Annotated in this window: 21 protein-coding genes; 8 read left to right on the top strand and 13 right to left on the bottom strand. The window is 58.1% G+C overall.

The window, feature by feature from the left end:
• Positions 1-13: 13 nt before the first annotated feature.
• Both HMPREF0308_RS05240 and HMPREF0308_RS05235 read right to left on the bottom strand, forming a co-directional pair.
• Positions 14-712 (bottom strand): glycerophosphodiester phosphodiesterase family protein, encoded by a 699-nt coding sequence (locus HMPREF0308_RS05240; RefSeq protein ID WP_005529431.1) that lies wholly within the window; start codon positions 710-712, stop codon positions 14-16.
• Positions 712-1,659 (bottom strand): L-lactate dehydrogenase, encoded by a 948-nt coding sequence (locus tag HMPREF0308_RS05235; RefSeq protein ID WP_034657109.1) that lies wholly within the window; start codon positions 1,657-1,659, stop codon positions 712-714. Before HMPREF0308_RS05235 ends, HMPREF0308_RS05240 begins: the two co-directional genes overlap by 1 nt.
• Before the next feature lie 130 nt (positions 1,660-1,789).
• On the opposite strand from HMPREF0308_RS05235, the gene HMPREF0308_RS05230 reads away from it, so the two are divergent.
• Positions 1,790-3,637: an alpha/beta-hydrolase family protein gene (locus tag HMPREF0308_RS05230; RefSeq protein WP_005529428.1), complete on the top strand. Its 1,848-nt coding sequence runs from the start codon at positions 1,790-1,792 to the stop codon at positions 3,635-3,637.
• Here the strand turns inward: HMPREF0308_RS05230 and msrA are convergent.
• Positions 3,634-4,284 carry a peptide-methionine (S)-S-oxide reductase MsrA gene (gene msrA, locus HMPREF0308_RS05225; protein WP_034657037.1) on the bottom strand — a complete coding sequence of 217 codons (651 nt, stop codon included), beginning with the start codon at positions 4,282-4,284 and terminating at the stop codon, positions 3,634-3,636. The genes HMPREF0308_RS05230 and msrA overlap by 4 nt on opposite strands.
• Before the next feature lie 193 nt (positions 4,285-4,477).
• On the opposite strand from msrA, the gene HMPREF0308_RS05220 reads away from it, so the two are divergent.
• Entirely contained in the window at positions 4,478-5,080 is a 603-nt protein-coding gene (locus HMPREF0308_RS05220) for a superoxide dismutase (protein ID WP_005529425.1), read from the top strand.
• Between the two features lie 98 nt (positions 5,081-5,178).
• On the opposite strand, the gene HMPREF0308_RS05215 is transcribed toward HMPREF0308_RS05220, so the two are convergent.
• Entirely contained in the window at positions 5,179-6,084 is a 906-nt protein-coding gene (locus HMPREF0308_RS05215; RefSeq protein ID WP_005529423.1) for a LysR family transcriptional regulator, read from the bottom strand.
• Between the two features lie 156 nt (positions 6,085-6,240).
• On the opposite strand from HMPREF0308_RS05215, the gene HMPREF0308_RS05210 reads away from it, so the two are divergent.
• On the top strand, positions 6,241-7,392 hold the full coding sequence (locus HMPREF0308_RS05210; RefSeq protein WP_005529421.1) for an MFS transporter: 1,152 nt from the start codon (positions 6,241-6,243) through the stop codon (positions 7,390-7,392).
• 11 nt (positions 7,393-7,403) lie between these two features.
• Positions 7,404-8,684, top strand: coding sequence for a copper oxidase (locus tag HMPREF0308_RS05205; protein ID WP_172465265.1), 1,281 nt, complete (start codon positions 7,404-7,406; stop codon positions 8,682-8,684).
• A gap of 94 nt (positions 8,685-8,778) precedes the next feature.
• Here HMPREF0308_RS05205 and HMPREF0308_RS05200 read toward each other — a convergent pair whose 3' ends face one another.
• Complete coding sequence (locus HMPREF0308_RS05200) at positions 8,779-10,245, bottom strand: TM0106 family RecB-like putative nuclease (protein WP_005529418.1); 1,467 nt, start codon at positions 10,243-10,245, stop codon at positions 8,779-8,781.
• Between the two features lie 63 nt (positions 10,246-10,308).
• Here HMPREF0308_RS05200 and HMPREF0308_RS05195 point away from each other — a divergent pair, with 63 nt between their 5' ends.
• Positions 10,309-10,941, top strand: a complete 633-nt coding sequence (locus HMPREF0308_RS05195) for a DUF6474 family protein (RefSeq protein ID WP_034657035.1) — start codon at positions 10,309-10,311, stop codon at positions 10,939-10,941.
• Positions 10,942-10,960: 19 nt separating this feature from the next.
• Here HMPREF0308_RS05195 and HMPREF0308_RS05190 read toward each other — a convergent pair whose 3' ends face one another.
• The gene (locus HMPREF0308_RS05190; RefSeq protein ID WP_005529414.1) at positions 10,961-11,599 is read right to left on the bottom strand and encodes a LuxR C-terminal-related transcriptional regulator; all 639 of its coding nucleotides are present in this window, start codon (positions 11,597-11,599) and stop codon (positions 10,961-10,963) included.
• A gap of 42 nt (positions 11,600-11,641) precedes the next feature.
• Positions 11,642-12,814, bottom strand: a complete 1,173-nt coding sequence (locus HMPREF0308_RS05185; protein WP_034657033.1) for a sensor histidine kinase — start codon at positions 12,812-12,814, stop codon at positions 11,642-11,644.
• Here HMPREF0308_RS05185 and HMPREF0308_RS05180 point away from each other — a divergent pair.
• Positions 12,813-13,370 carry a DUF2020 domain-containing protein gene (locus HMPREF0308_RS05180; RefSeq protein ID WP_005529410.1) on the top strand — a complete coding sequence of 186 codons (558 nt, stop codon included), beginning with the start codon at positions 12,813-12,815 and terminating at the stop codon, positions 13,368-13,370. The two genes, HMPREF0308_RS05185 and HMPREF0308_RS05180, sit on opposite strands and share 2 nt — an antisense overlap.
• Positions 13,371-13,392: 22 nt before the next feature.
• On the opposite strand, the gene HMPREF0308_RS13875 is transcribed toward HMPREF0308_RS05180, so the two are convergent.
• Together HMPREF0308_RS13875 and HMPREF0308_RS05170 are read right to left on the bottom strand one after the other, a co-directional pair.
• Positions 13,393-13,545, bottom strand: coding sequence for a hypothetical protein (locus tag HMPREF0308_RS13875; RefSeq protein ID WP_005529408.1), 153 nt, complete (start codon positions 13,543-13,545; stop codon positions 13,393-13,395).
• Entirely contained in the window at positions 13,546-14,277 is a 732-nt protein-coding gene (locus HMPREF0308_RS05170; protein ID WP_005529406.1) for a class E sortase, read from the bottom strand.
• Between the two features lie 60 nt (positions 14,278-14,337).
• On the opposite strand from HMPREF0308_RS05170, the gene yidC reads away from it, so the two are divergent.
• Positions 14,338-15,306, top strand: a complete 969-nt coding sequence (gene yidC / locus HMPREF0308_RS05165; protein ID WP_005529404.1) for a membrane protein insertase YidC — start codon at positions 14,338-14,340, stop codon at positions 15,304-15,306.
• Here yidC and HMPREF0308_RS05160 read toward each other — a convergent pair.
• From HMPREF0308_RS05160 to HMPREF0308_RS13870, 4 genes are all read right to left on the bottom strand, one after another.
• The gene (locus tag HMPREF0308_RS05160) at positions 15,263-15,871 is read right to left on the bottom strand and encodes a TetR/AcrR family transcriptional regulator (RefSeq protein WP_005529402.1); all 609 of its coding nucleotides are present in this window, start codon (positions 15,869-15,871) and stop codon (positions 15,263-15,265) included. The two genes, yidC and HMPREF0308_RS05160, sit on opposite strands and share 44 nt — an antisense overlap.
• Before the next feature lie 77 nt (positions 15,872-15,948).
• A complete protein-coding gene (locus HMPREF0308_RS05155) occupies positions 15,949-16,212 on the bottom strand; it encodes a GlsB/YeaQ/YmgE family stress response membrane protein (RefSeq protein WP_005529400.1) in 264 nt (87 codons plus the stop codon).
• A 161-nt stretch (positions 16,213-16,373) separates the two neighbouring features.
• On the bottom strand, positions 16,374-17,270 hold the full coding sequence (locus tag HMPREF0308_RS05150) for a universal stress protein (protein ID WP_005529399.1): 897 nt from the start codon (positions 17,268-17,270) through the stop codon (positions 16,374-16,376).
• A 43-nt stretch (positions 17,271-17,313) separates the two neighbouring features.
• Positions 17,314-17,457, bottom strand: a complete 144-nt coding sequence (locus tag HMPREF0308_RS13870) for a hypothetical protein (protein WP_005529397.1) — start codon at positions 17,455-17,457, stop codon at positions 17,314-17,316.
• On the opposite strand from HMPREF0308_RS13870, the gene HMPREF0308_RS05145 reads away from it, so the two are divergent.
• Positions 17,405-18,445, top strand: coding sequence for a pseudouridine synthase (locus HMPREF0308_RS05145; protein ID WP_370445675.1), 1,041 nt, complete (start codon positions 17,405-17,407; stop codon positions 18,443-18,445). The two genes, HMPREF0308_RS13870 and HMPREF0308_RS05145, sit on opposite strands and share 53 nt — an antisense overlap.
• Positions 18,446-19,447: the final 1,002 nt, after the last annotated feature.

The following is a 19,447-nucleotide window of genomic DNA, read 5'->3' as shown; positions in this document are numbered from 1 at the left end:
ATTTACCTGCTGCCTACAGTTCTATGGCGTGTAGGGCTACTTCTGGTTGATTCGTGGCGAGGATATCGATGCCGTTCGACCACGCCCACTTCATATCGTCGGACCTATCCACGGTCCACAGATAAGTGGGCAGGTCGAACGCCCCAATGTCATCGGGACGCATTTTTGCACGCAACAGTGACATTCCCAGCCCCGTCGGACGAGACAGAAGGATATCTGGGAAATGGCGTTCCCAGTCACGCCGCAAGTAGAAACGGTCCACCTGAGGGGCAAGGGACTGCATCCGGCGGATTGCTTTATGGGAGAAGGAAATCATGTGGATGCGGGGGTCGTCGAGAAGCCCGGCGTAGCGCAAGCGCAGCACCAGCTGTTCTTCAAGGACATCGCCCTGGCCGGAGGGATGCTTGGTTTCGATGTAGAGATGGTGCGGATTATCGCCCAGCATCTCTAGCAGTTCATCGAGCAGCAGCATGTTCTGCCCATCGCCGATGTCGACGTGGCGCAGCTCGTCCCAGTCCATCTGTGCGATGCGGCCGGGCCTACCTGCGGTGCGATCCAAGGTGGGGTCATGGTTGACCACAACTTTTCTGTCCCTGGACAAACGAATATCGCACTCGACGCCGTGGATAGGCAGCTCGAGCGCCTTAGCAAATGCGAGAGGGGATAGCTCCGGATATTTACCGGAGTATCCCCTGTGGGCGACAATTTTCACTAGCCGAAAATCTTGGTCTTAATTTCGTTCAGCGTCTCGTAAGAAGCGTTGAAACGCTCCTTCTCATGCTCGTCGAGCTGCAGCTCAACAACCTTGTTGATACCGGAGCGGTCGATGACAGCTGGGGTGCCAATGTAAACATCCTCAACGCCATACTCGCCCTGCAGGTACGCAGAAACCGGAAGCACAACTGCCTGGTTCTGGATGACTGCACGGGTGATGCGTGCCAGGCCCATGCCGATGCCATAAGAGGTGGAACCCTTGGCGTCGATGATGGTGTAGGCAGCGTCGCGAGTCTCTTCGAAGATCTTCTCGATGCGCTCGTTGTAGCCCGGGTCCTTCTCGGAGCGGTGGGACAAGGACACACCGCCGATGTTGGCCGAAGAGACAACCGGGAGCTCGGAGTCGCCGTGCTCGCCGATGATGTAAGCGTGTACGGAAGTCGGGGCGATGTCATCCATCTCAGAGAGCATGTAGCGGTAACGAGCGGAGTCCAGGATGGTGCCGGAGCCGATGACGCGCTCGTGCGGCAGACCGGAGGCCTTCCACACTGCGTAGGTGAGCAGATCCACCGGGTTGGAGGCCACGAGGAAGATACCGTCGAAGCCGTTCTTCATGACGTCACCAACGATGGAGTTCATGATGCTGACGTTCTTGTCCACGAGCTGCAAGCGGGTCTCGCCCGGCTTCTGTGCAGCACCAGCACAGATGACGACCATGGAGGCGTCAGCGCAGTCTTCGTAGGTGCCCTTGGTGACACGGGTGCGAGATGGCGCCCAGACAACACCGTGGTTGAGGTCCATTACGTTACCGGCGAGCTTCTTCTCGTCGATATCGATGATTGCAAGATGATCGACGGTGCCTTGGTTTACCAATGCGAATGCGTAGGCAATTCCAACGTCGCCTGCGCCGATGAGTACAACTTTGTTTCCAACATGATTTCCCATGGCTCCCATTGTGCCCCCTATTTCTGATTTGTGCCCGTTGTGCGCCCGATCTCACACAGTAGGCAGTCCGATCTCACACACAAATTGTCCGATCGGACATACGCTGCGGGGCGCTTTCCGAACTGGTTGAATGGTCCGCATGCGTGATATCGCCCGCAAATTCGCCCGCACCGCAGCCATACATACCCTGTCAGCTGCGGCTTTCGGTCTGGAAGTGCTCAGCGATCTTACACCTGGAGTACGCATGACCGGCAGGAGACGTTTGCCACAGAACATGGCGCCCGGCATCTTTGCCGCCGAGATTGCCACCTGGGCGGCGGTCTCGCCCTCGCTCCTTCCGCGCCCGTGGTGGGTCACGGCCGCCAACGTCGCCATCGGCCAAGGCGTAGGCCACTTGGCCGCGACCACGGCCGCGTTCATCACCAAGCGTGGACTACGCGCCATTGGCAAACGCCCCCAGGATCACGTTGGCCCTACCCTGCGCAGCCGTACGCACCTAGCCCTGGGCGCCATCACCCTGGCTGTAGGCATGCGTTCCCTTCGCAACCAGAGCGCACAGGCAAAGCTGGTCAATAAGCACAACGAGCGCGGCCCTGAATCCGCCTTTCTCGGCATTGCCCTCGGAACAGTTGGTTACGGCACGCTGCTCATCGTCGGGGAAGCCGCACAGATCACTGTCACTCAGCTCTCCCGCGGGGTCCAGCGGTGGCTCCCCTGGTGGGTCGCTTGGCCGCTGGCCGGTGCCGCGGTCAGCTACGCCGCTGCTTTCCTCAGCAATCGCATGCTCTGGCGCCGCTTCATCCACGACGCCTCCCTCAAAGCACTGCAGCTCAACAAGCTGGTTTATCCCGGCTCGGTCATGCCGTGGGAGCCGGAGCGAAGTGGCAGCCCATGGTCCCTTGAGCCGTGGACTGCAGTCGGCTCCCAAGGCCGCGCCTTCCTGGACCGCGGCCCGCGTGCGCACGACATTAAAGAGGTGATGATCTGCAACCGCGCTCACGAGCCCATCCGCATCTTCGTCGGCTTAGTCCAAGGGCGCGGCCCCATCAGCGCCGCTCAGCAGGCATTGGCCGAGTTAGAACGCACCGGCGCTTTTCGCCGGGAGACCATCGTCATCCAGTTGCCCGCTGGCTCCGGCTGGATCAACAACTATTCGGTTTCAGCATACGAGTTCTTAACCCATGGCAACTGCGCCACGGTCACCCTGCAGTACTCCTATCTACCTTCGGTGTTTTGCTACGTCGTTGACCGCCAGGCGCCAGTCGACGCCGCGCGGGAGCTCATCAACGCTGTGCAGTCACGGCTTTCGACGCTGCCCGAAGACGATCGCCCGAAGCTGTATTTCGCCGGCGAATCCCTGGGCTGCTACGGCATCGTGGAAAACTACCGTGACCTAGACGATCTTCTGCAGTCTTGCGACGGCGCGGTATTCACCGGCCCTCCTCGCATGACTACGTTTACGCGGCGGCTGGCCCGCGGGCGTGATCGCGGTTCCTTGGAACGCCTGCCGCTTATCGACGCCGGCAAGCACGTGCGTTTTGCCTCCACCCCAGCGCACATGGAACACGATGCCTTCGGCAGCGAATACGAGCGCTGGTGCCGTCCCCGCGTGGTCTTTGGCCAGCACGCATCCGATGCCATCGTGTGGTGGGATCGCCACCTTATCTTCATGCGCCCAGACTGGATTCATGAACCGGCACCGAACACGCTGTATGCCGATACATTCAAACGCCTGCCGTGGGCACCTTTCATCACTTTTTGGCAGGTAGCCCTCGATCAGCTCAACTCCCTCAATGTGCCGGGCGGCCACGGCCACAACTACTTTGAGGAAACATTCTGGTACTGGGATTGCGTCCTCGGTTCACAAGCACGCACCCAGCTCACGCCAGAGCTGGCGGAGAGGATGCGCGTGTTCGTGGAACGCGATCAGCTCAACAAGCCCTCAGATTTCCGCACCCAAGTAAGGAAGCGGTTCTAGCCGCACTTGACGCCAGTAGAGTGGTGCGGGCAGTAGCCGTTGGGGTTCTTGTGCAGGTATTGCTGGTGCTCGTCCTCGGCGAGGTAGTAGGCACCGGAGTCCGTCTCTGAGAGGAGCTTGACCTCAGTGGTGGTGTCACCGAAGCCGGCGTCGGCAAGCTTACCTGCGTAGGAATCCACGATCTCCTGGATCTCCGCACGCTCTTCCTCAGTCTCTGGGTAGAACGCGGAACGGTACTGCGTGCCCACGTCATTGCCCTGCCGAAAACCTTGTGTGGGATCGTGGGCTTCCAAGGCCTTGACCACCAAGTCATGCAGGCTAACCTGCGCGGGATCATAGGTAATCTGCACGGTCTCAGCGTGGTTAGTCAGGCCGCGGCAGACCTCGTAGTACGTAGGGTTCGGGGTGGTGCCACCGGCATAGCCAACGGACGTGGACTCCACACCGGGGGTTTCCCAGAACATTTTCTCCGCGCCCCAGAAACAGCCGATAGCGATCAGAAGGGACTTCTGTCCCTCTTTCCACGGGCCAGTGATCGGAGTGCCGAGCACCGCGTGCGGGCGTGGATCCAGGATCGGCTCCGCACGGCCGGGAAGGGCATCTTCCCTGTTCACAATCTTTGGTTCCGGCTTAAACAACCACGACATGACATCTCCTTGCTCGTTGTCTTGGGGTATTTGGGCGGCAACTTCGCCCACGGGGCAGGCGTTCGCACACCGCCCCATGACGGCCCATATAGGTTTTAACGCGCCCCGAGCGTAATTCGTTCCGGATAAATTGTGGCGGAATTCTTTCAGCGCTCCTATCATTGGGCACCGTACCCAAAGAAAGGAATTAACAATGGCTGTCTACGAACTCCCAGAACTCGACTACGCATACGACGCTCTCGAGCCACACATCTCCGCAGAGATCATGGAGCTGCACCACACCAAGCACCACGCAAACTATGTTGCTGGCGCAAACGCAGCTCTCGAGGCTATCGACGCTGAGATTAAGGGCGAGGGCAATGCAGACCGCCTCCGCGCTCTGTACAAGAACCTTGCTTTCAACCTGGGTGGCCACACCAACCACTCCATCTTCTGGAAGAACCTTGGCCCTAACGGTGGCGGCGAGCCAACCGGCGAGCTGGCTGAGGCTATCAACCGTGACTTCGGTTCCTTCGAGGCTTTCCAGAAGGCCTTCAACGCTGCGGCTCTTGGCCTGCAGGGCTCCGGCTGGGCTGTCCTGGGCTACGACCACATCGCTGGCCGCCTCCTCGTTGAGCAGCTGACCGATCAGCAGGGCAACACCTCCATCAACTTCACCCCGCTGCTCATGCTCGATATGTGGGAGCACGCTTTCTACCTGCAGTACAAGAACGTTAAGGCTGACTACGTCAAGGCTGTCTGGAACGTCTTCAACTGGGATGACGTTGCAGAGCGCTTCGCTGCAGCTTCCAAGTAAGCCGCATACGCGTTAGCTTGCATTGGTTAAGACCGCCTCCGGGCGGTCTTTTTCTTGCCCCAGTCAGACGGCTTAAGGGCCAAATGTCCCTTAAGCCGTCAGACTGAGCGCGCCATGATGAAGTCGCGAAACTGCTCCACGGGCGGGGCGTCATCGCCGGGGCGCCACACGAGGCCGAGTTCGCGGAAGGCAGGTGGCTCCAACGGGATGAGGTTGCGGGCTTGGAGATAAGGGTCGTCGAGGGGAAGCAGTGCGGTGCCGAGTCCGGCGTCGACAAGCCCGGCCACAGTGGTCAGCTCCATCGATTCGAACACCAGCCGCGGGGAGAATCCCGCTTTGGTAGCGAGGGCATCGAGAAGCATGCGCGTGCCATAGCCAGGCAACATGCCGATGAATGGCTCATCGCGGAAATCAGCGATGTCCACGCTTTGCCGCCCCGCTGCCCAATGCCCCTCAGGCACGGCGAGGCCGAGACGCTGCAGCTCAATCTGGTGCCAGCCAATTTCCGTCACGCTCGATGAGGGCGCCGATTCGCCTGACTGCGCCACCCCTGCCGGACGCGGGCCCACAAGGGCGAGGTCCGACTCGCCGGCAAGCACGCGCTCGACGAGCTCACGCGCGGCTCCTTGGTGTAGCCGTATATCGACGTGCGGGTGCTGGGCGCGATAGGCCTTGACCAGGTCAGGGACCATCCAAGTGCCCAACGAATGCATGAAGTCAAGGCGCACGGTTCCCCGCTCAGGATCCATAAGGCGTGCCACCGCATCGCGCGCAGCGGTCTGCGCGTTGAGCATAGTCCGCGCATGTTGAACAAAGGCCACCCCGCGGGAGTTGAGGACCAGCCGCCGCCCTGTGCGGGAGAACAAGTTTGCCCCGAGCTGCTGCTCAATTCGCTGCACACGCCGAGTCAACGCCGATTGGGAGATCCCCAGGTCATCAGCTGCAGCACCCACCAAACCTTGCTCGGCCACGGCGACTACTCCGCGCACATCCTCGAGATTCATCGCTTGGATTCTTCCTGTAGTTTCTTCCTGCCGAGCAAAATCATGCTCGCTATGCCATGCGTATCACGCCATGCGCATCTCATCATGCATGTCATGCATGGAAATATATGGTTTCACACATTTTACACATGCGTTGGTGGCGAGCATCCTAGATGCATGACCAGAACCCGGCGCGCCACACTCGCGATGCTCTTCGTGGGCCTCGCAATCTTCTCCTGTTTGTACACCACACAGGCCATGCTGCCGACCTTGGTCGCCCAGATGGGTCTAAGCTCCACGCAAGCCGCGCTGACGATTTCTGCAGCGACCGGTTCGCTGGCTGTATGCGTGGTCCCCGCCTCGATCCTGTCGGAGCGCTTCGGCCGCGGGCGTCTGCTTATCATCTCCGCCATCGCAGCGACGGTGCTCGGGCTCGTGGTGCCACTAGCCCCGAATGCCGCCACGCTCATCGCGTTGCGCGGCCTCCAAGGTGCAGTGATGGCTGGCGCACCTGCCACGGCAATGGCCTGGCTCTCGGAAGAACTCGACGCCAAGGATCTTGCCCGCGCGATGGGTCTCTATATTGCCGGCACCTCCATTGGGGGCCTTAGCGGGCGTCTTATCCCCACGGGAATTTTGGAATTTAGTTCTTGGCGCTGGGCGCTACTCGGTTCTGCCTGCGTCTCCCTGCTCTTCGCGGCGATCTGCATCATCCTGCTTCCTGCGCAGCGCAACTTCACGCCGAAGTCCATCCGCTTGGGCAATGAACTGCGCGCCATCTTCGCCCATTGGCATAATCGCCAGCTCGCGCCCCTGTTCCTAGTCGCATTTTTGGCGATGGGCACCTTCGTGTCCATGTATAACTTCTTGGGATTTAGGCTCATTGAGCATTTCGGTCTCGCCCCGGCGTTGGCGGGTTCGGTGTTCCTCTTCTACCTCACCGGCACGTGGTCCTCAGCACGCGCGGGCAAGTTGGTGCAGCAGATTGGTCATGGCAAGACGTTGTTCGCCTCGTCGCTACTTTTCACGGTGGGCATCGCGCTATGCGCTGGCCCGCTGCCGGTGGTGTTGGTAGGAATCGTGGCACTGACGGTGGGATTCTTCGCAGCGCACTCCACGGCTTCAGGTTGGGTGGGCCACCTTGCCACGCACGACCGCGCTGAGGCTTCAAGCATGTACGTGTTTTGTTATTACTTCGGCTCTTCCGTGGTGGGCGCGGTGGCAGGGCTGCTTTTCGACGCCCTCCCCTGGGCCGGCTTCGTCGTAGTCTATACGGGGCTCGCGGTGGCACTTACTGTGCTGACTTTGACCTTGAGAAAAAACGAATAAACTCGTGTTTTATGGATAAGTGGTCAGCACGCACGTGGCATCGACGGGCTTCTCGTCCCGTGACTATATGGATGATGGTCTTCATCATCGTGGGTGCGCTCCATACTTTCACCCCTAACGCCCGCTGGGTGCTCATTCACCTGTTTACGCTGGGCATCCTGACCAATTCCATCGTGGTGTGGTCGCAACACCTGACTGAGAAGTTCGTCCAAGCACGCCTTCCTGATTCCGCCCGGCCGCGCCAGCTCTATCGCATCTATATGCTCAATGCGGGCGTTGTCTTGGTCCTCATCGGCCAGCTCCTCCACAAGGCTTGGGAGCAGCACTGGATTCTGACGCAGGTGGGCGCCACGATTGTTGCCGCAATGGTGGCCTGGCATGGAGTTTCCCTCTTTGGGCAATGGCGTGAGGCAAAGGACAAGCGCTTCCGTCCGGTGATTGCGGCCTATGTAGCCTCGGCATTCTTCCTGGCGGTGGGCGCTACTCTGGGCGCGTTGCTCTCGGTTTATCCGGCACATCCACGCCTACTCATCGCGCACGTCACCGCCAACGTTGGCGGTTTCGTTGGGCTGGCAGCCGCAGGTTCGCTGACCATCTTGTTCCCCTCCATCTGGCGCACCAAGGGCGTCAACAAGCGGATGCGCTCGAGCTTCACGCTGCTGGCGGTTGGCATTGTGGTCACCCTGTTGGGCACGATTGTGAACCACCCTGAAGCCGGACTCATCGTCTATTGCCTGGGCTGGATACTTAGCCTCGAGGGCTGGGTAGGCAATGTCCTCACTGTGGCCAAAGATCCGCGCGGGCGCATCAACTACCCGTCTGTCTCCATACTGGCTGCCGCCTTTTGGTTGGTGGGCGCGCTGACCTATTACACGGTGCAGCACTTCTTTAGTTCTGAGCCGGCTATCCCAACGCTAGCTTTGGTGATTGGCTTCGCCGCGCAGTTGTTGTTCGGTGTGATGAGCTACCTGCTGCCCACCACGATGGGCGGCGGACCCGCTGCTACCCGCGCTGGCCTGCGTGAGCTTAACCGCGCGGGCTTGCTGCGCGCGACTTTCATCAATGGCGGCGTGGCCATCTGGATGGGTACCTCCAGCTCGTGGGCCATGATTCTGGCAACGCTGCTGTGCCTCGGCTCGCTCGCGGTCTACCCCATCTTCATCGTCCGGGCCGTGAAGGCGCAAAAAGCCGTTCTACAGAAAAAGGTCGAGGGTCCAGCCCCAGAGACCACTGTCCCCTGGGAGCAGGTCGCACTTGGCCTCGTCATCTTGGCCCCGCTTCTGCTCCTCTAAAAGCCCGTACCAGTCTCGGGCTCGTGGTCAGAGTCGTATTCACTGTCGTCGGTGGGCCAGACAGGGCTCACCGTCAAGGTAAGAGGTCTAAGGCTTAGGGGACGGAAATGGCTCCAAGATTGGGCACGCCTGGCGCGTCGGCGCTCATGAACTCGCGGATTGCGCGGGTGGCTTGTACATCGCCTGCGTTGTAGTCAAGGATCTGCTGGCGAACTTTAAGATCACCGGCCAAAGCTTCGCGCCTTGCGTTGACGGATTCCTCGCCGTCGAAGTCCTCCGGCCACTCAAATCCGGCCAGCGGCGCCACCGTCTTCAGCCCCAGGCCATAAGGGCCCGCGAAATTACGCTTGACATGCACAAACATATCGACCCACTCGCCCGAAGAGATGAATTCCTCCACCTCCGCCAGGGCAGGTCTGCCAAAGCGCTTCGCTGACATCCGCATCCAGTGGTTCTCCCCGTGCGCCGAGTAGCAATACGCAGCAAAGGTCTTACCCGCAGCGTGTGCTTCCGCGCGCAGGCCCATGAGCCAGGACCAGAATTCCTCAAAGTTTGCCGCCTCAGCTCTGCCACCGAGCGGCTCCCACGTCACGAATGCGCGATACTCGCCCTGGTACCAAGCGCCCCAGAGATAGGCGCCTTGGTCGAGATAGGCCTCCATGTCCACGTCTACTTCCACGTCGGCACGGGGCACTTCGATGCCCACGCTTGGCGACGCCGCCGCGCGCCGCAGCAGCGGCTGCCCGTCCCGCCAGGCCTGGGCCAACTGAGAAGGTTCGCCAAGATGGGCGTCGATAAGCGCCTGCACTGTCTCAATGCCGCGCTCCCGGTATGGGTTCGCACGATCGCCCGGCAAGAACAACGAGATGTCATCGCGCTCTCCCAACTCAGGCTCGCAAAGCTGCCAGAAACGGCACGTCGCACATTCTTTTACCCGACGCGGCCCCGTCGGCAGAGGCTGCGCTAGCGCACCCTCAACGTTGTAACGGGACGTGTCAGTAAAAAAGGCTTGGGAGCGATCCTGCCCAATCGCGCCGCCCCGGCCAGAGTTCAAGCCCAACTCCTCCAGCGCCAGCGCCGCAAATGCCAGCCGGTAACCATCCACGGCATGGTGGCGAATCTTGTACGGCATCTCAAGCGGCTCGCTCAAACCGATGCGATGAGTCGGCACCGCCAGAGTGCGTGCCCTCTCATTGCGCCGAGCGACGCGGTGATTCGACACGATAACTGGTGTGTACTTTTCGCCCTCTTGCAGGAGAAGATCTACCTCCACCTTCCATTCATCGGTGGCAAAGACGGCATTAGTGATGTGCGTGTAGCCATAAGCCAGCGCCTCCAGCGTGGCCATGGAGCGTTCCCACTCATCCCCTTCAATATCGATGCGTCGGAAACGCCCGGGTGCCTTAACCGGCAAATTCGCCAAGGCTGCGTCGACAGCCGCAGCATGCCGCTCGGCCCTAGCCAGCGAAGCATGCGTGCGCGGAATCTCCGGGTGGGCACGCCGCTGCACGAGCCTATAACGACACCCCACGAGGTCCGCAGCACCAAGCACATCCTTCACAACGGGTGAGCTTAATAGAACAGCAAGGTAAAGTTGAACCCAGACAAAAAGCAAAGGATGAAAATGAGCATTATTAAGAAGATTAAGAAGGCCCGCCGCGAAGCACGCGCGGAGCTCAAAGCAGCTAAAACCCGCGTAAAGGCGGAAGTTAAGGAAGCCTCCAAGGCACAGAAGCGCCAGCAGAAGCTGCTGGCAAAGCAAGAGAAGGCACTCATCAAGTCCGAGGAAAAGGGGTTAAAGAAGCGCCGCAAGCATGAAAAGAAGATGGCACAGCTGGAGCTGGATAAGCTCAAGAATGGCCGTCTAAACAAGAACAATGTCAAGCGCTACGCAGGCGCATTGCGAACCGCTGCGCCGCTGCTCCTGCCGCTCATTTACCGCGGCGTCGTAGCCGCTCAAGGCCAGCTGGAGGCCAACCGTGCCAAAAAGGCAGGCCTGACTACTGACCAGCTCGCTTCCTTCTCCGGCCATGGAGCTTCCCTGAAGGCACGCACCACAGGTATCCGTAACTCCCTTAAGGAATCCAACCTTCCGGCTGGCTTTAAGCGCGACATCAAGGAGCGCCTGACCGAGGTGGAAGCCTCCATCGATAACGCTGAGTTCATGACCGATCAGCAGCGCCGCCGTGTTCACAAGACCATCGAGGGCGAGATCGATAACATCACTGCTGAAATCCAGAAGCGTTTACAGGACTAAGTTCCGACAAAAGCCCCTTCTAAAGAACGCCTTGTTCGCGGGCTGCTGCTACAGCAGAAGTACGGGAGCGCACCCCCAGCTTGTCGTAAATATGTACCAGGTGCGACTTCACCGTGGCTTCCGAAAGCATAAGGTCCTGTCCAATCTCGCGATTTGACGCGCCCGCGGCCACGAGCTTGAGTACCTCTAGCTCGCGTGGAGTCAACGAGGTACGAGGGGTGCGCACACGCGTCATGAGACGGTCCGCCACAATCGGCGAAAGCGCAGAGTCACCATCCGCGGCCGAGTGCACGGCAGCCAGCAGCTCGTGCGGCGGCGCATCCTTCAGCAGGTATCCCACAGCGCCTGCTTCGATGGCGCCGAGGATATCTGCATCCGTGTCATAGTTTGTTACCACCAGGACCTTTGGTGGAGTGCTCATCGAGGAGCGAATGGCCGCGGTTGCCTCAGCGCCACCCATCACGCGCGTGCCCTCGATTCCTGCGCCAAAACGAAGATCCATCAAGATCACGTCGATACCGCCGGCCTGCGCCGCGGAAACCGCAGCCTCCGCCGTTGCTACCTCGCCGACAACCTCAATGTCCTCTGCGCCTTCGAGCACAGATCGCAGCCCGAGGCGAACGATCTCGTGGTCATCTGCCAGCAAGACCCTAATCACGTGCTCTTCCTCCTAAAGTGGTTGAGAAAATCATCCAAAAGTTTAATTTACAGGGTTATCTAAGGGCATACTAACTGACACCGCGGTACCTGACCCCGGGGTGGACTCAATGATCACTTCGCCGCCGAGCTCCTCCGCGCGTCGGCGCATCGCCGAGAGCCCAATGTGCCCCAACCCCGCCGGTTTGTTCTGTACTGCCGTTACGTCAAAACCGTGCCCGTTATCGACTACGTCCACGCGCACTTCACCCGGCGCGTAAGTTACGGTAATGCGCGCACGTGTTGCCTCCGAATGTTTGACCACGTTGCCCACCGCTCCCTGCGCGATGCGCAAGAGGGCAGCCTCGACCTTCATCGGCAATTTGAGCACGTCGCCCTCAGAGTCGACTTCAACGTCAAGCCCGCTCGTGGCAGCGAAGTTCTCCGCCATGCGCGTGAGCGCCCCTTCTAGGGAGGCCTCAGCAAGCGCTGGCGGCTGGAGTGCTGCAATCATGGCGCGCGCTTCATGCAGGTTATCTGCTGCGGTGCGGCGTGCAAGTTCGATACGCTCTTTGGCGCGCGGCACGTCTTCTGTGTCGAGATCTCGATCCGCTGCGTGCAGCAGCATTTGGATGGAGGACAGGCCTTGGGCGAGAGTATCGTGGATTTCGTGCGCAATGCGCTGGCGTTCAGCAATCATTCCGCTCTCCCTTTCTGACTCTGCCAGCTGAGAGCGGGTCTCAATCAGCTCACGGTTCATCAGGGACAAGGCCCGAAACGCATAATAGATCGCCACGGTCACCAGTGCAGAGACCGCTGGGCCCATAACGCCACCGAAGGTCAGACCCCCAGGAATCTGCACCGTAACGGAAATGATCGTCGCGATAACTACGCAGACCACACCCGCATACAAGTCGAGCACGTAAAGGTAGAGGAAGAAAAGGGCGAAGACCAAGTAGATAGCTGCCGGAGCTACGAACATGTCCGCCATCCACACCACCGTCAGAATGACGAGCCACAGGTACCGCGCCCCACGCGGCCACTGCTCCACGTAGACGGAACCCGCGAAGTAAACCACTGCAAAAGCGGTCAGCAACAACAGGTTGATGACCGCCTGCCACAGCGGCAAACGCACGGTGGTAAAAATCGCAACGACAAGCAACGTTGCAGTAAGAATATGGATGCCGTTGCGCAAGGCCTCCGTATCTGGCGAGCGCTGTTCTATTGTGGACATCATGCGAAAAAGCCTACTGTCCTCCCTCATGGTCGTCACGCTCGCCCTATCTGCCTGCGATTCCCAAGGCTTATCTTCCCCCGAACTTTCGGCAGCGCCTGACGACGCCTCCCCTACCGCCGCGGCACTACCCAACGACGGTTTGCCCATCGACGCCACCGCAGAGGCCAGCACCGATCAGGATTGCCCTTACCTGGACTCCCAGTGGGTTGCCGATACCAACGGCCAGAGAATGACCCGTGTGGCCGTCGATCAGCGCTTTAAGACGCCCGCTTGCATCTTCTGGTCCTACCCAGAGGAACCACAGGCCACAGTCATCGTCCGCGAAATGCCCTCGGTAGAAGAAGCTCGTGCGGTGGTTGACTGGGCAGCGCCCATTGACTCCACAGAGCCTGCAGAATTCGATGGCTGGTCCGGCGGACGTGGTGTCTTCGAGGATTCCTACTCGGTCTTCGCGGTACAAAAGGACAACAAGGCCGTGCTCGTCTGGTCCAACCAGGCGCAGACCTTGAAGGCGGAGCTTATTACCAAGGAAACGATTAAGAACTTGGCACTCTAAACCCTCAGGGGTTGAAGCGACGTTAGACTGCGACGTCGTTATACGGCATCATCACCGAGACCCACGGGAAAACAACTTCCATAAGAAGGAAGAACACTCCAACCGCAATCACAATCGCGAGTATTACCCTGACCACTGTGGGGCCTGGCAAAAGATTCCAAAGTGCGCGATACATTTAATTCTCCTCCAGAACGGCCGGGGTCTGTCCCTTTACCTTCGGCTCGTGCCCGACTTCCATCGCGTGGACGATCATGCGTTCTGCATTCGAAAACTGCGGGTGGCAAGTGGTTAGGGTGAGCAAGGCCTCTGATGCCTGCTCCACTGGCGTATCCATCCCTGGGATGGGGTTAATTACGGCACCATCATTGGGCAGCGTTATGTGGCGGCCATTGATGCCCTGGTATTCGGGCTTAGCCTGCTGTTCCGGGGTAAAACAATCGGCCTGCGCGCCATCGATTGGCATGACGCGATAGGTAATCCATTCTGTTTGGGTCTCAATCACAATGGCGTCGCAGGTCTCAAGATTGCCCAAATCGTTGAAAGGCGCGCCTTTACCCACGCGGTGACCTGCCACACCAAAATTTCCTAACTCGCCTGGCATCTGGGTGTCGGCATAATGTCCAGGTCCGCGTAAGAGGTCTTCATCTTCCGTGCCTTCCAGGATGGCAAAATGGAAATCGGACCCGAAGGTCGGAATATACATACGCGCAAAAGCCTCGCCAAGCTCAGGCTTTAGTTTACCGCGAGGGTTGTGCCACTGAGTATCGAGCTTCTCATTGGCTTTGTCCTGCAACTTCCCGGACTCTAGATTGGTCCAATAGGCCTCATAGAAGGAAAAAAGCAGCAAGATCACGCCAGCAGTCAGCATCAGCTCACCGATGACAGTGCTCACTCTGGTCTTAGTCATGGAATTACCTTAACCGCTGTACAGTAATAGTGCCCTATCCATGGATCGCAAAGGACAATCATGCTCGAAGTTTTCATGTACCCCGTTTCCGGCATCTTGAAACTATGGCACCTGCTCTTTGCCTCTTTTCTTGATGAATCTATGGCATGGCTCGTGGCGATCGTATTCCTCGTTCTTACTGTTCGCAGCTTCATCGCACCACTGAACTGGCTGTCCGTTCGCTCAGGTCGCATAAGTGCTTTGATGCGCCCCGAAGCCAATGCAATTAAAGCTAGGCTTGACGCCGCAACCACGGTAGAGGAGGCTGTCGCAGCCTTACAGGATCAAAAAGAACTACACGAGCGCTATAAGTACAACCCGCTCGTGGGCTGTCTACCTGTTTTCATCATTGTGCCCTTCTTCCTCGGCCTCTACCAAGTTGTGCTGCGTGCCTCGCGCATCGGGCAAGTGGACCACGTCGGCCTGCTCACACCTGGCGATGTCACGTCATTTCGCGCTGCGCTACTCAACGGCGTGCCGATTACGGACTTTGCCCGTGACCACCGTGATCTCGTAGTTCCCATCCTGGTACTGGCCATCGGCTTCACCATTCTTAACATGATCATCACCCAATACCGCAGCTTCCTCACCTTGCAGTTCGATGAGAAAGTGCCACGACGCATGTTCTGGTTCATGTTCTCGATGATCATTTTGATGCCATGGATACTGTGGAGCGCAGCAATGAGCGGACCAATCCCTGTCGCCATCATCTTCTATTGGGCTTGGACCTATCTCTACACACTGGTCCAAACTTTGGTCTACGAATACATCATGTACCGCCGTTACCCGCTTACCGACGCCGTGACACAGCTGCGGCGTGATAGCTTCCGCGCCTGGCGCAACAAGGACACCAAAAAGAATAAGAATCCCGAAGGGCTCAGCAAGGAAGACCTACGTGCAAAGCGCAAGCACCACGCCCAGATCCTGGGCGAGGCGCGCAAGCAAATTAGATTGAATAGTCAGCAGGCGGCGCAGAAAGAAGCTGAATAGCGAGTTCTCGCGCCGTCTTAAGAGGCGATATTTCGCGGGTCAGCCTAGCACCCGCCATGCCGCCATCTAGGAAAATAAGTAGCTGGCTAGCCTGTGTTGCCGAGGGGTAGCCATTCTTCGCAGTCAGCAGTGCCGTCATAGTGGAGTGCATCCAATTGCGGTGCTCCATACAGGCTGCAACGATTCCCCGCTCAGCATCAGTTTCGGGGCGCGGGTATTCGCCCGCTGCGTTGAGGAAGTGCGAGCCGCGGAATTCCATATCGGGCTGTTCTTCGATTGCCTTATCAAAGAACGCAAGCACCTTCTGGTGCGGATCCGTAAGCCCCTCAATGCGCGCTTCCCAGTCAGCTCGGTACTTCTCATCGAGGGACTCTACGTACGCAATGACGAGGGCGTCTTTTGAGCCGAAGAGGGAGTAAAGGGATGCTTTGGCCACGTCAGCTTCGCGGAGAATGCGGTCGATGCCGATGACACGAATGCCCTCAGTGGTAAAGAGATTAGTCGCGGACTCGAGGAGTCGGCTGCGCGGGCTCGGACGATTCCTGCGCGACTTCTTTTCTGGCATATCCTCTCCTAAAACGACGAAACCGGTTCATCTACACAATATAGACAAACCGGTATGTTTGCGAATTAGATTCGGATCTACTTCGCCGACTTCTTGGTAACGAGACCAACAATCCACAGAAGCAAACAAGCACCCAAGGTGGCGACGACGATCATCATGATCCAGCCATTCGGGGAGCTCGAACCGAAGAAGGACATAATGCCTGCGCCCAAGAGACCGCCAAGTACACCGACGATAAGGTTAGTCAGCAGGCCGTGATCGCGTTTCATGATCTTCTCAGCCAACCAGCCAGCAATAATACCGACGATAATCGAACCAAAGAATCCTAGACCCATACCCATAGCAATTCTCTCCTTTTAGTATTAGTTGTTTCAGCTACAAGTACCATGGTTCCAGCATTTTTGGAAAAAAGAAAGGAGCGATCTGTCTTTCCGCAGGTCGCTCCTAAAATCGTGTCTCAATCGTTAGTAGATTGCCAGCCAATTCGGCTGGTTGCCAGCTATTAAGCAGAGTCTGGGCGCACAACCATCATTGGGCAAGGCGCCGACTGCAGCAGTGCACGGGAGGTAGATCCGAGCAGCATGCCCTTGAAGCCACCACGTCCATGGGAACCAACGACGAGCAGCTGGGCGCCATCGGAGGCGTCGGTAAGCGCACGCACCGGACGGTCGCGGGCGATGAGCTTCTTTACCTGAACGTTCGGGTACTCCTCCTGGAAGGAAGCGATGCGCTCGGTCAGCAGCTCCGCCTGTTCCTTCTCGACTTCTGCCCACTCAGCCTGGGCTGCGGACAGTCCGGCGAGGGAAGCCTGAACCTGCATGTCCATCCAGGTGTGAACCGCAATCAGCTCTGCGCCACGAGCGTCAGCTTCCTTGAAAGCGTACGCGGTGGCCTTCTGGGAAACCTCAGAACCGTCGACCCCGACAACAACCGGACCGTACTTGTTCAGCTCGGTGACGTTGTTGTTCTCACGGACAACAACAACCGGGCAGGCAGCGTGGGAAACCACGGAAGCGGAAACAGAACCCATCACCATGCCGGAGAGGCCACCCATGCCGCGGGAACCCATGACAATCATGGTGACGTCCTGGGACATCTCCAGGAGCATATCAATCGGGGAACCCTCTGCGACGGTGTGTCCGATCTTCAGCTCTGGAGCAACCTCGTGCGCAATCGCGCGACCCTCTTCAATCTTCTCGAGGGTTTCAGCCTGCAGATCCTCAAAGAGCTCCTTTGGGGGAACCATGCCTTCTGCATAGAGGAACTGTGGCATCGTGTAGCTGGAGGCAATGCGGAGAGGAATACCACGCTTGAGGGCAGTGTTAGCTGCCCAACGAACAGCGTTCTTGGAGGCTTCCGAACCATCTACGGCAACAACAACAATGTCTTCCTTGGCCATGTTCTTTCCTTTCAGGTGGTTATACCATCAAGTGTAGTACGTATTAACCAATCTCCGCAGTTGTTGCAGCGCCTGCGTTAGCTGGGAAAAGTACGCTGTAAATAAACTCCGCGACCTTGGCAATTACAGCGCCAATGCCGGTGGAGAAGAATTCAATTACCGGTGCAAGAAGAGAGTCAAAATCCATGGAGAACAGACTAGTACATATGCGCAAAGGCTTCAGCCCGTTGCCGATTAAAGATGGGTTGAACCCCACCCGTGCGCGTGTACCGGAAGGCTCTATTTCAGCCTGGGCTTTTCTCGAGCACCTCATTCAGACTCAACGCCACCGGCACCCAGACGACAACGCGGCGGCGCTCCAAGCACGCTTCGACGCAGGCGAAGTGGTCTTGCGCGATCAAACAGTGCTGAAACCAGAGACCCTGCTCACCAAGGACCAGGACGTCTTCTTCTATAGGATCCCTGCACCGGAGGAGCCGGTACCTTACGACATTCCGATCCTGTTTGAAGACAAGCATTTGCTGGTGGTGGACAAGCCACCTTTCATGGCCACGATGCCGCGTGCCAAGCACATCGTGCAGTCCGCGACGGTTCAGATGCGGCGCATCACGGGCATCGATGACCTGTCGCCCGCGCATCGGCTAGACCGGCTCACGTCAGGCATCCTCGTGTTTACAAAGACCAAAGAAATTCGTGGCGCCTACCAAACACTGTTTGCGGAACGACGAGTCCACAAGACTTACGAGGCTATCGCCCCGCTTTCCGACGTCCCCGTCGGCGCCATGTGGGAGTCACGCATTGAGAAAACCCCGGGTGAGATCCAGGGCAGGCTGGTAGCGGGCGAACCAAATGCTTTCACTGAGGTTGCCGGCGTTAACCCCGTGGATAACGAACCCTACGAAGCTATTCACGGTCCGCAGCCGCCTTTGGCTAAGTACACGCTCAAGCCGAAGACCGGAAAGACGCACCAGCTTCGCCTACATATGTGGGAGGCCGGTGTGCCGATCCTTGGCGACCCCGTCTACCCGGTTACCTTCCCCGCCGACGCCGAAGACATGCGCGTACCAATGCATCTCACCGCGACACGCATCGAGTTCATCGATCCTCTGACTGGAAAACCAAGGGAATTCGTTTCGAATTTACCTTTAGTAGACCATCATTTCCTCCACCCATAAATGTTGTAATTCGTACGTCGATCCCAGCGAAAAAATAAGCAGCGGAAATGATGCAAACTGAACACGGCTATTGATACGCCCAAACACAGAAACAAGCAATAAACACCCAGTTGCCCAAGATTAATTTCCCAAAATAACGAGAAAATCAGACCATCAACGGAGACGTTGGCCTCACCTAAAGTCGCAAACAACGACTTCTAGGCGACAAACGCTTGGCCCTAATCGCACGCAGCGGGATAGATCACGACGCAAATAGGCTCGCCTAGCTCGCCTACCGGACCAAATCGAAGGCGCCCCCATGCACCAACGCGCGATAGGAATATCAACAAAACAAGCCCCGCCGATCTGAGGCCTAACCCCACGCAGCTCCCAAAGACTCGACCACGACGCTACGACAGAAAGCGGAAACCACTAGTCGAGTTCCCGCTCCCAGGCATTAAAACCTATCGGATCGACAAAATGCCCCGCCCAAGGCTACGGGCGACCTCAATACAAACACTCCAGCATTCCCTAACGACACCAGACTTGAAACGAAACCACGCCGGGCCAAAGGAATGATGTGATTTGAAACAGAAGAGACTGAATACGGAGTTATAGAAACCCGGCCCGATCCACCCCTGGAGCCCAAATGGAGAAAAAGACAACCAGCTAGGCCGACCGATATCAGAGAATAAGACAAGGAAACGTATAGCCGACCCGCACAACCAATCGCCTTCCTCCGCGCGCAGTACTCGAATCTGCGCCCAATTATCCATGGAAACCACCTTTCCAATTCTGATTGAATGGGCTACCATTCGACCGCTGCTACTGGGCTACTTTTCAACCGTCATTAACACCTTCTTCAACCCCCCTTCTAAGCGAGTCGTAGGAGAGAAATTTCAAATCTTTCGGTGCATATCGTTCCGAGTGCCGGCACCTGGATCGAACCAGAAGACGTCCAAGAACTGATGCACTGCGCATCGCTAAGGCCGTGGCCAACTACGACAAAAGATCGAAAAAGGG

It is taken from the genome of Corynebacterium striatum ATCC 6940, assembly GCF_000159135.1.
GTDB lineage: Bacteria > Actinomycetota > Actinomycetes > Mycobacteriales > Mycobacteriaceae > Corynebacterium > Corynebacterium striatum.
The sequence above is the reverse complement of the archived record's forward strand: the minus strand, read 5'-3'. Positions and strand labels throughout refer to the sequence as shown.

Coding starts and splice junctions, on each gene's coding strand:
- HMPREF0308_RS05235 (WP_034657109.1), bottom strand. CDS start 1,659: ATGGGAAATCATGTTGGAAACAAAGTTGTACTCATCGGCGCAGGCGAC.
- HMPREF0308_RS05230 (WP_005529428.1), top strand. CDS start 1,790: ATGGTCCGCATGCGTGATATCGCCCGCAAATTCGCCCGCACCGCAGCC.
- msrA (WP_034657037.1), bottom strand. CDS start 4,284: ATGTCGTGGTTGTTTAAGCCGGAACCAAAGATTGTGAACAGGGAAGAT.
- HMPREF0308_RS05220 (WP_005529425.1), top strand. CDS start 4,478: ATGGCTGTCTACGAACTCCCAGAACTCGACTACGCATACGACGCTCTC.
- HMPREF0308_RS05215 (WP_005529423.1), bottom strand. CDS start 6,084: ATGAATCTCGAGGATGTGCGCGGAGTAGTCGCCGTGGCCGAGCAAGGT.
- HMPREF0308_RS05210 (WP_005529421.1), top strand. CDS start 6,241: ATGACCAGAACCCGGCGCGCCACACTCGCGATGCTCTTCGTGGGCCTC.
- HMPREF0308_RS05205 (WP_172465265.1), top strand. CDS start 7,404: ATGGATAAGTGGTCAGCACGCACGTGGCATCGACGGGCTTCTCGTCCC.
- HMPREF0308_RS05195 (WP_034657035.1), top strand. CDS start 10,309: ATGAGCATTATTAAGAAGATTAAGAAGGCCCGCCGCGAAGCACGCGCG.
- HMPREF0308_RS05180 (WP_005529410.1), top strand. CDS start 12,813: ATGCGAAAAAGCCTACTGTCCTCCCTCATGGTCGTCACGCTCGCCCTA.
- HMPREF0308_RS05185 (WP_034657033.1), bottom strand. CDS start 12,814: ATGATGTCCACAATAGAACAGCGCTCGCCAGATACGGAGGCCTTGCGC.
- HMPREF0308_RS13875 (WP_005529408.1), bottom strand. CDS start 13,545: ATGTATCGCGCACTTTGGAATCTTTTGCCAGGCCCCACAGTGGTCAGG.
- HMPREF0308_RS05170 (WP_005529406.1), bottom strand. CDS start 14,277: ATGACTAAGACCAGAGTGAGCACTGTCATCGGTGAGCTGATGCTGACT.
- yidC (WP_005529404.1), top strand. CDS start 14,338: ATGCTCGAAGTTTTCATGTACCCCGTTTCCGGCATCTTGAAACTATGG.
- HMPREF0308_RS05160 (WP_005529402.1), bottom strand. CDS start 15,871: ATGCCAGAAAAGAAGTCGCGCAGGAATCGTCCGAGCCCGCGCAGCCGA.
- HMPREF0308_RS05155 (WP_005529400.1), bottom strand. CDS start 16,212: ATGGGTATGGGTCTAGGATTCTTTGGTTCGATTATCGTCGGTATTATT.
- HMPREF0308_RS05150 (WP_005529399.1), bottom strand. CDS start 17,270: ATGGCCAAGGAAGACATTGTTGTTGTTGCCGTAGATGGTTCGGAAGCC.
- HMPREF0308_RS05145 (WP_370445675.1), top strand. CDS start 17,405: ATGCCGGTGGAGAAGAATTCAATTACCGGTGCAAGAAGAGAGTCAAAA.
- HMPREF0308_RS13870 (WP_005529397.1), bottom strand. CDS start 17,457: ATGGATTTTGACTCTCTTCTTGCACCGGTAATTGAATTCTTCTCCACC.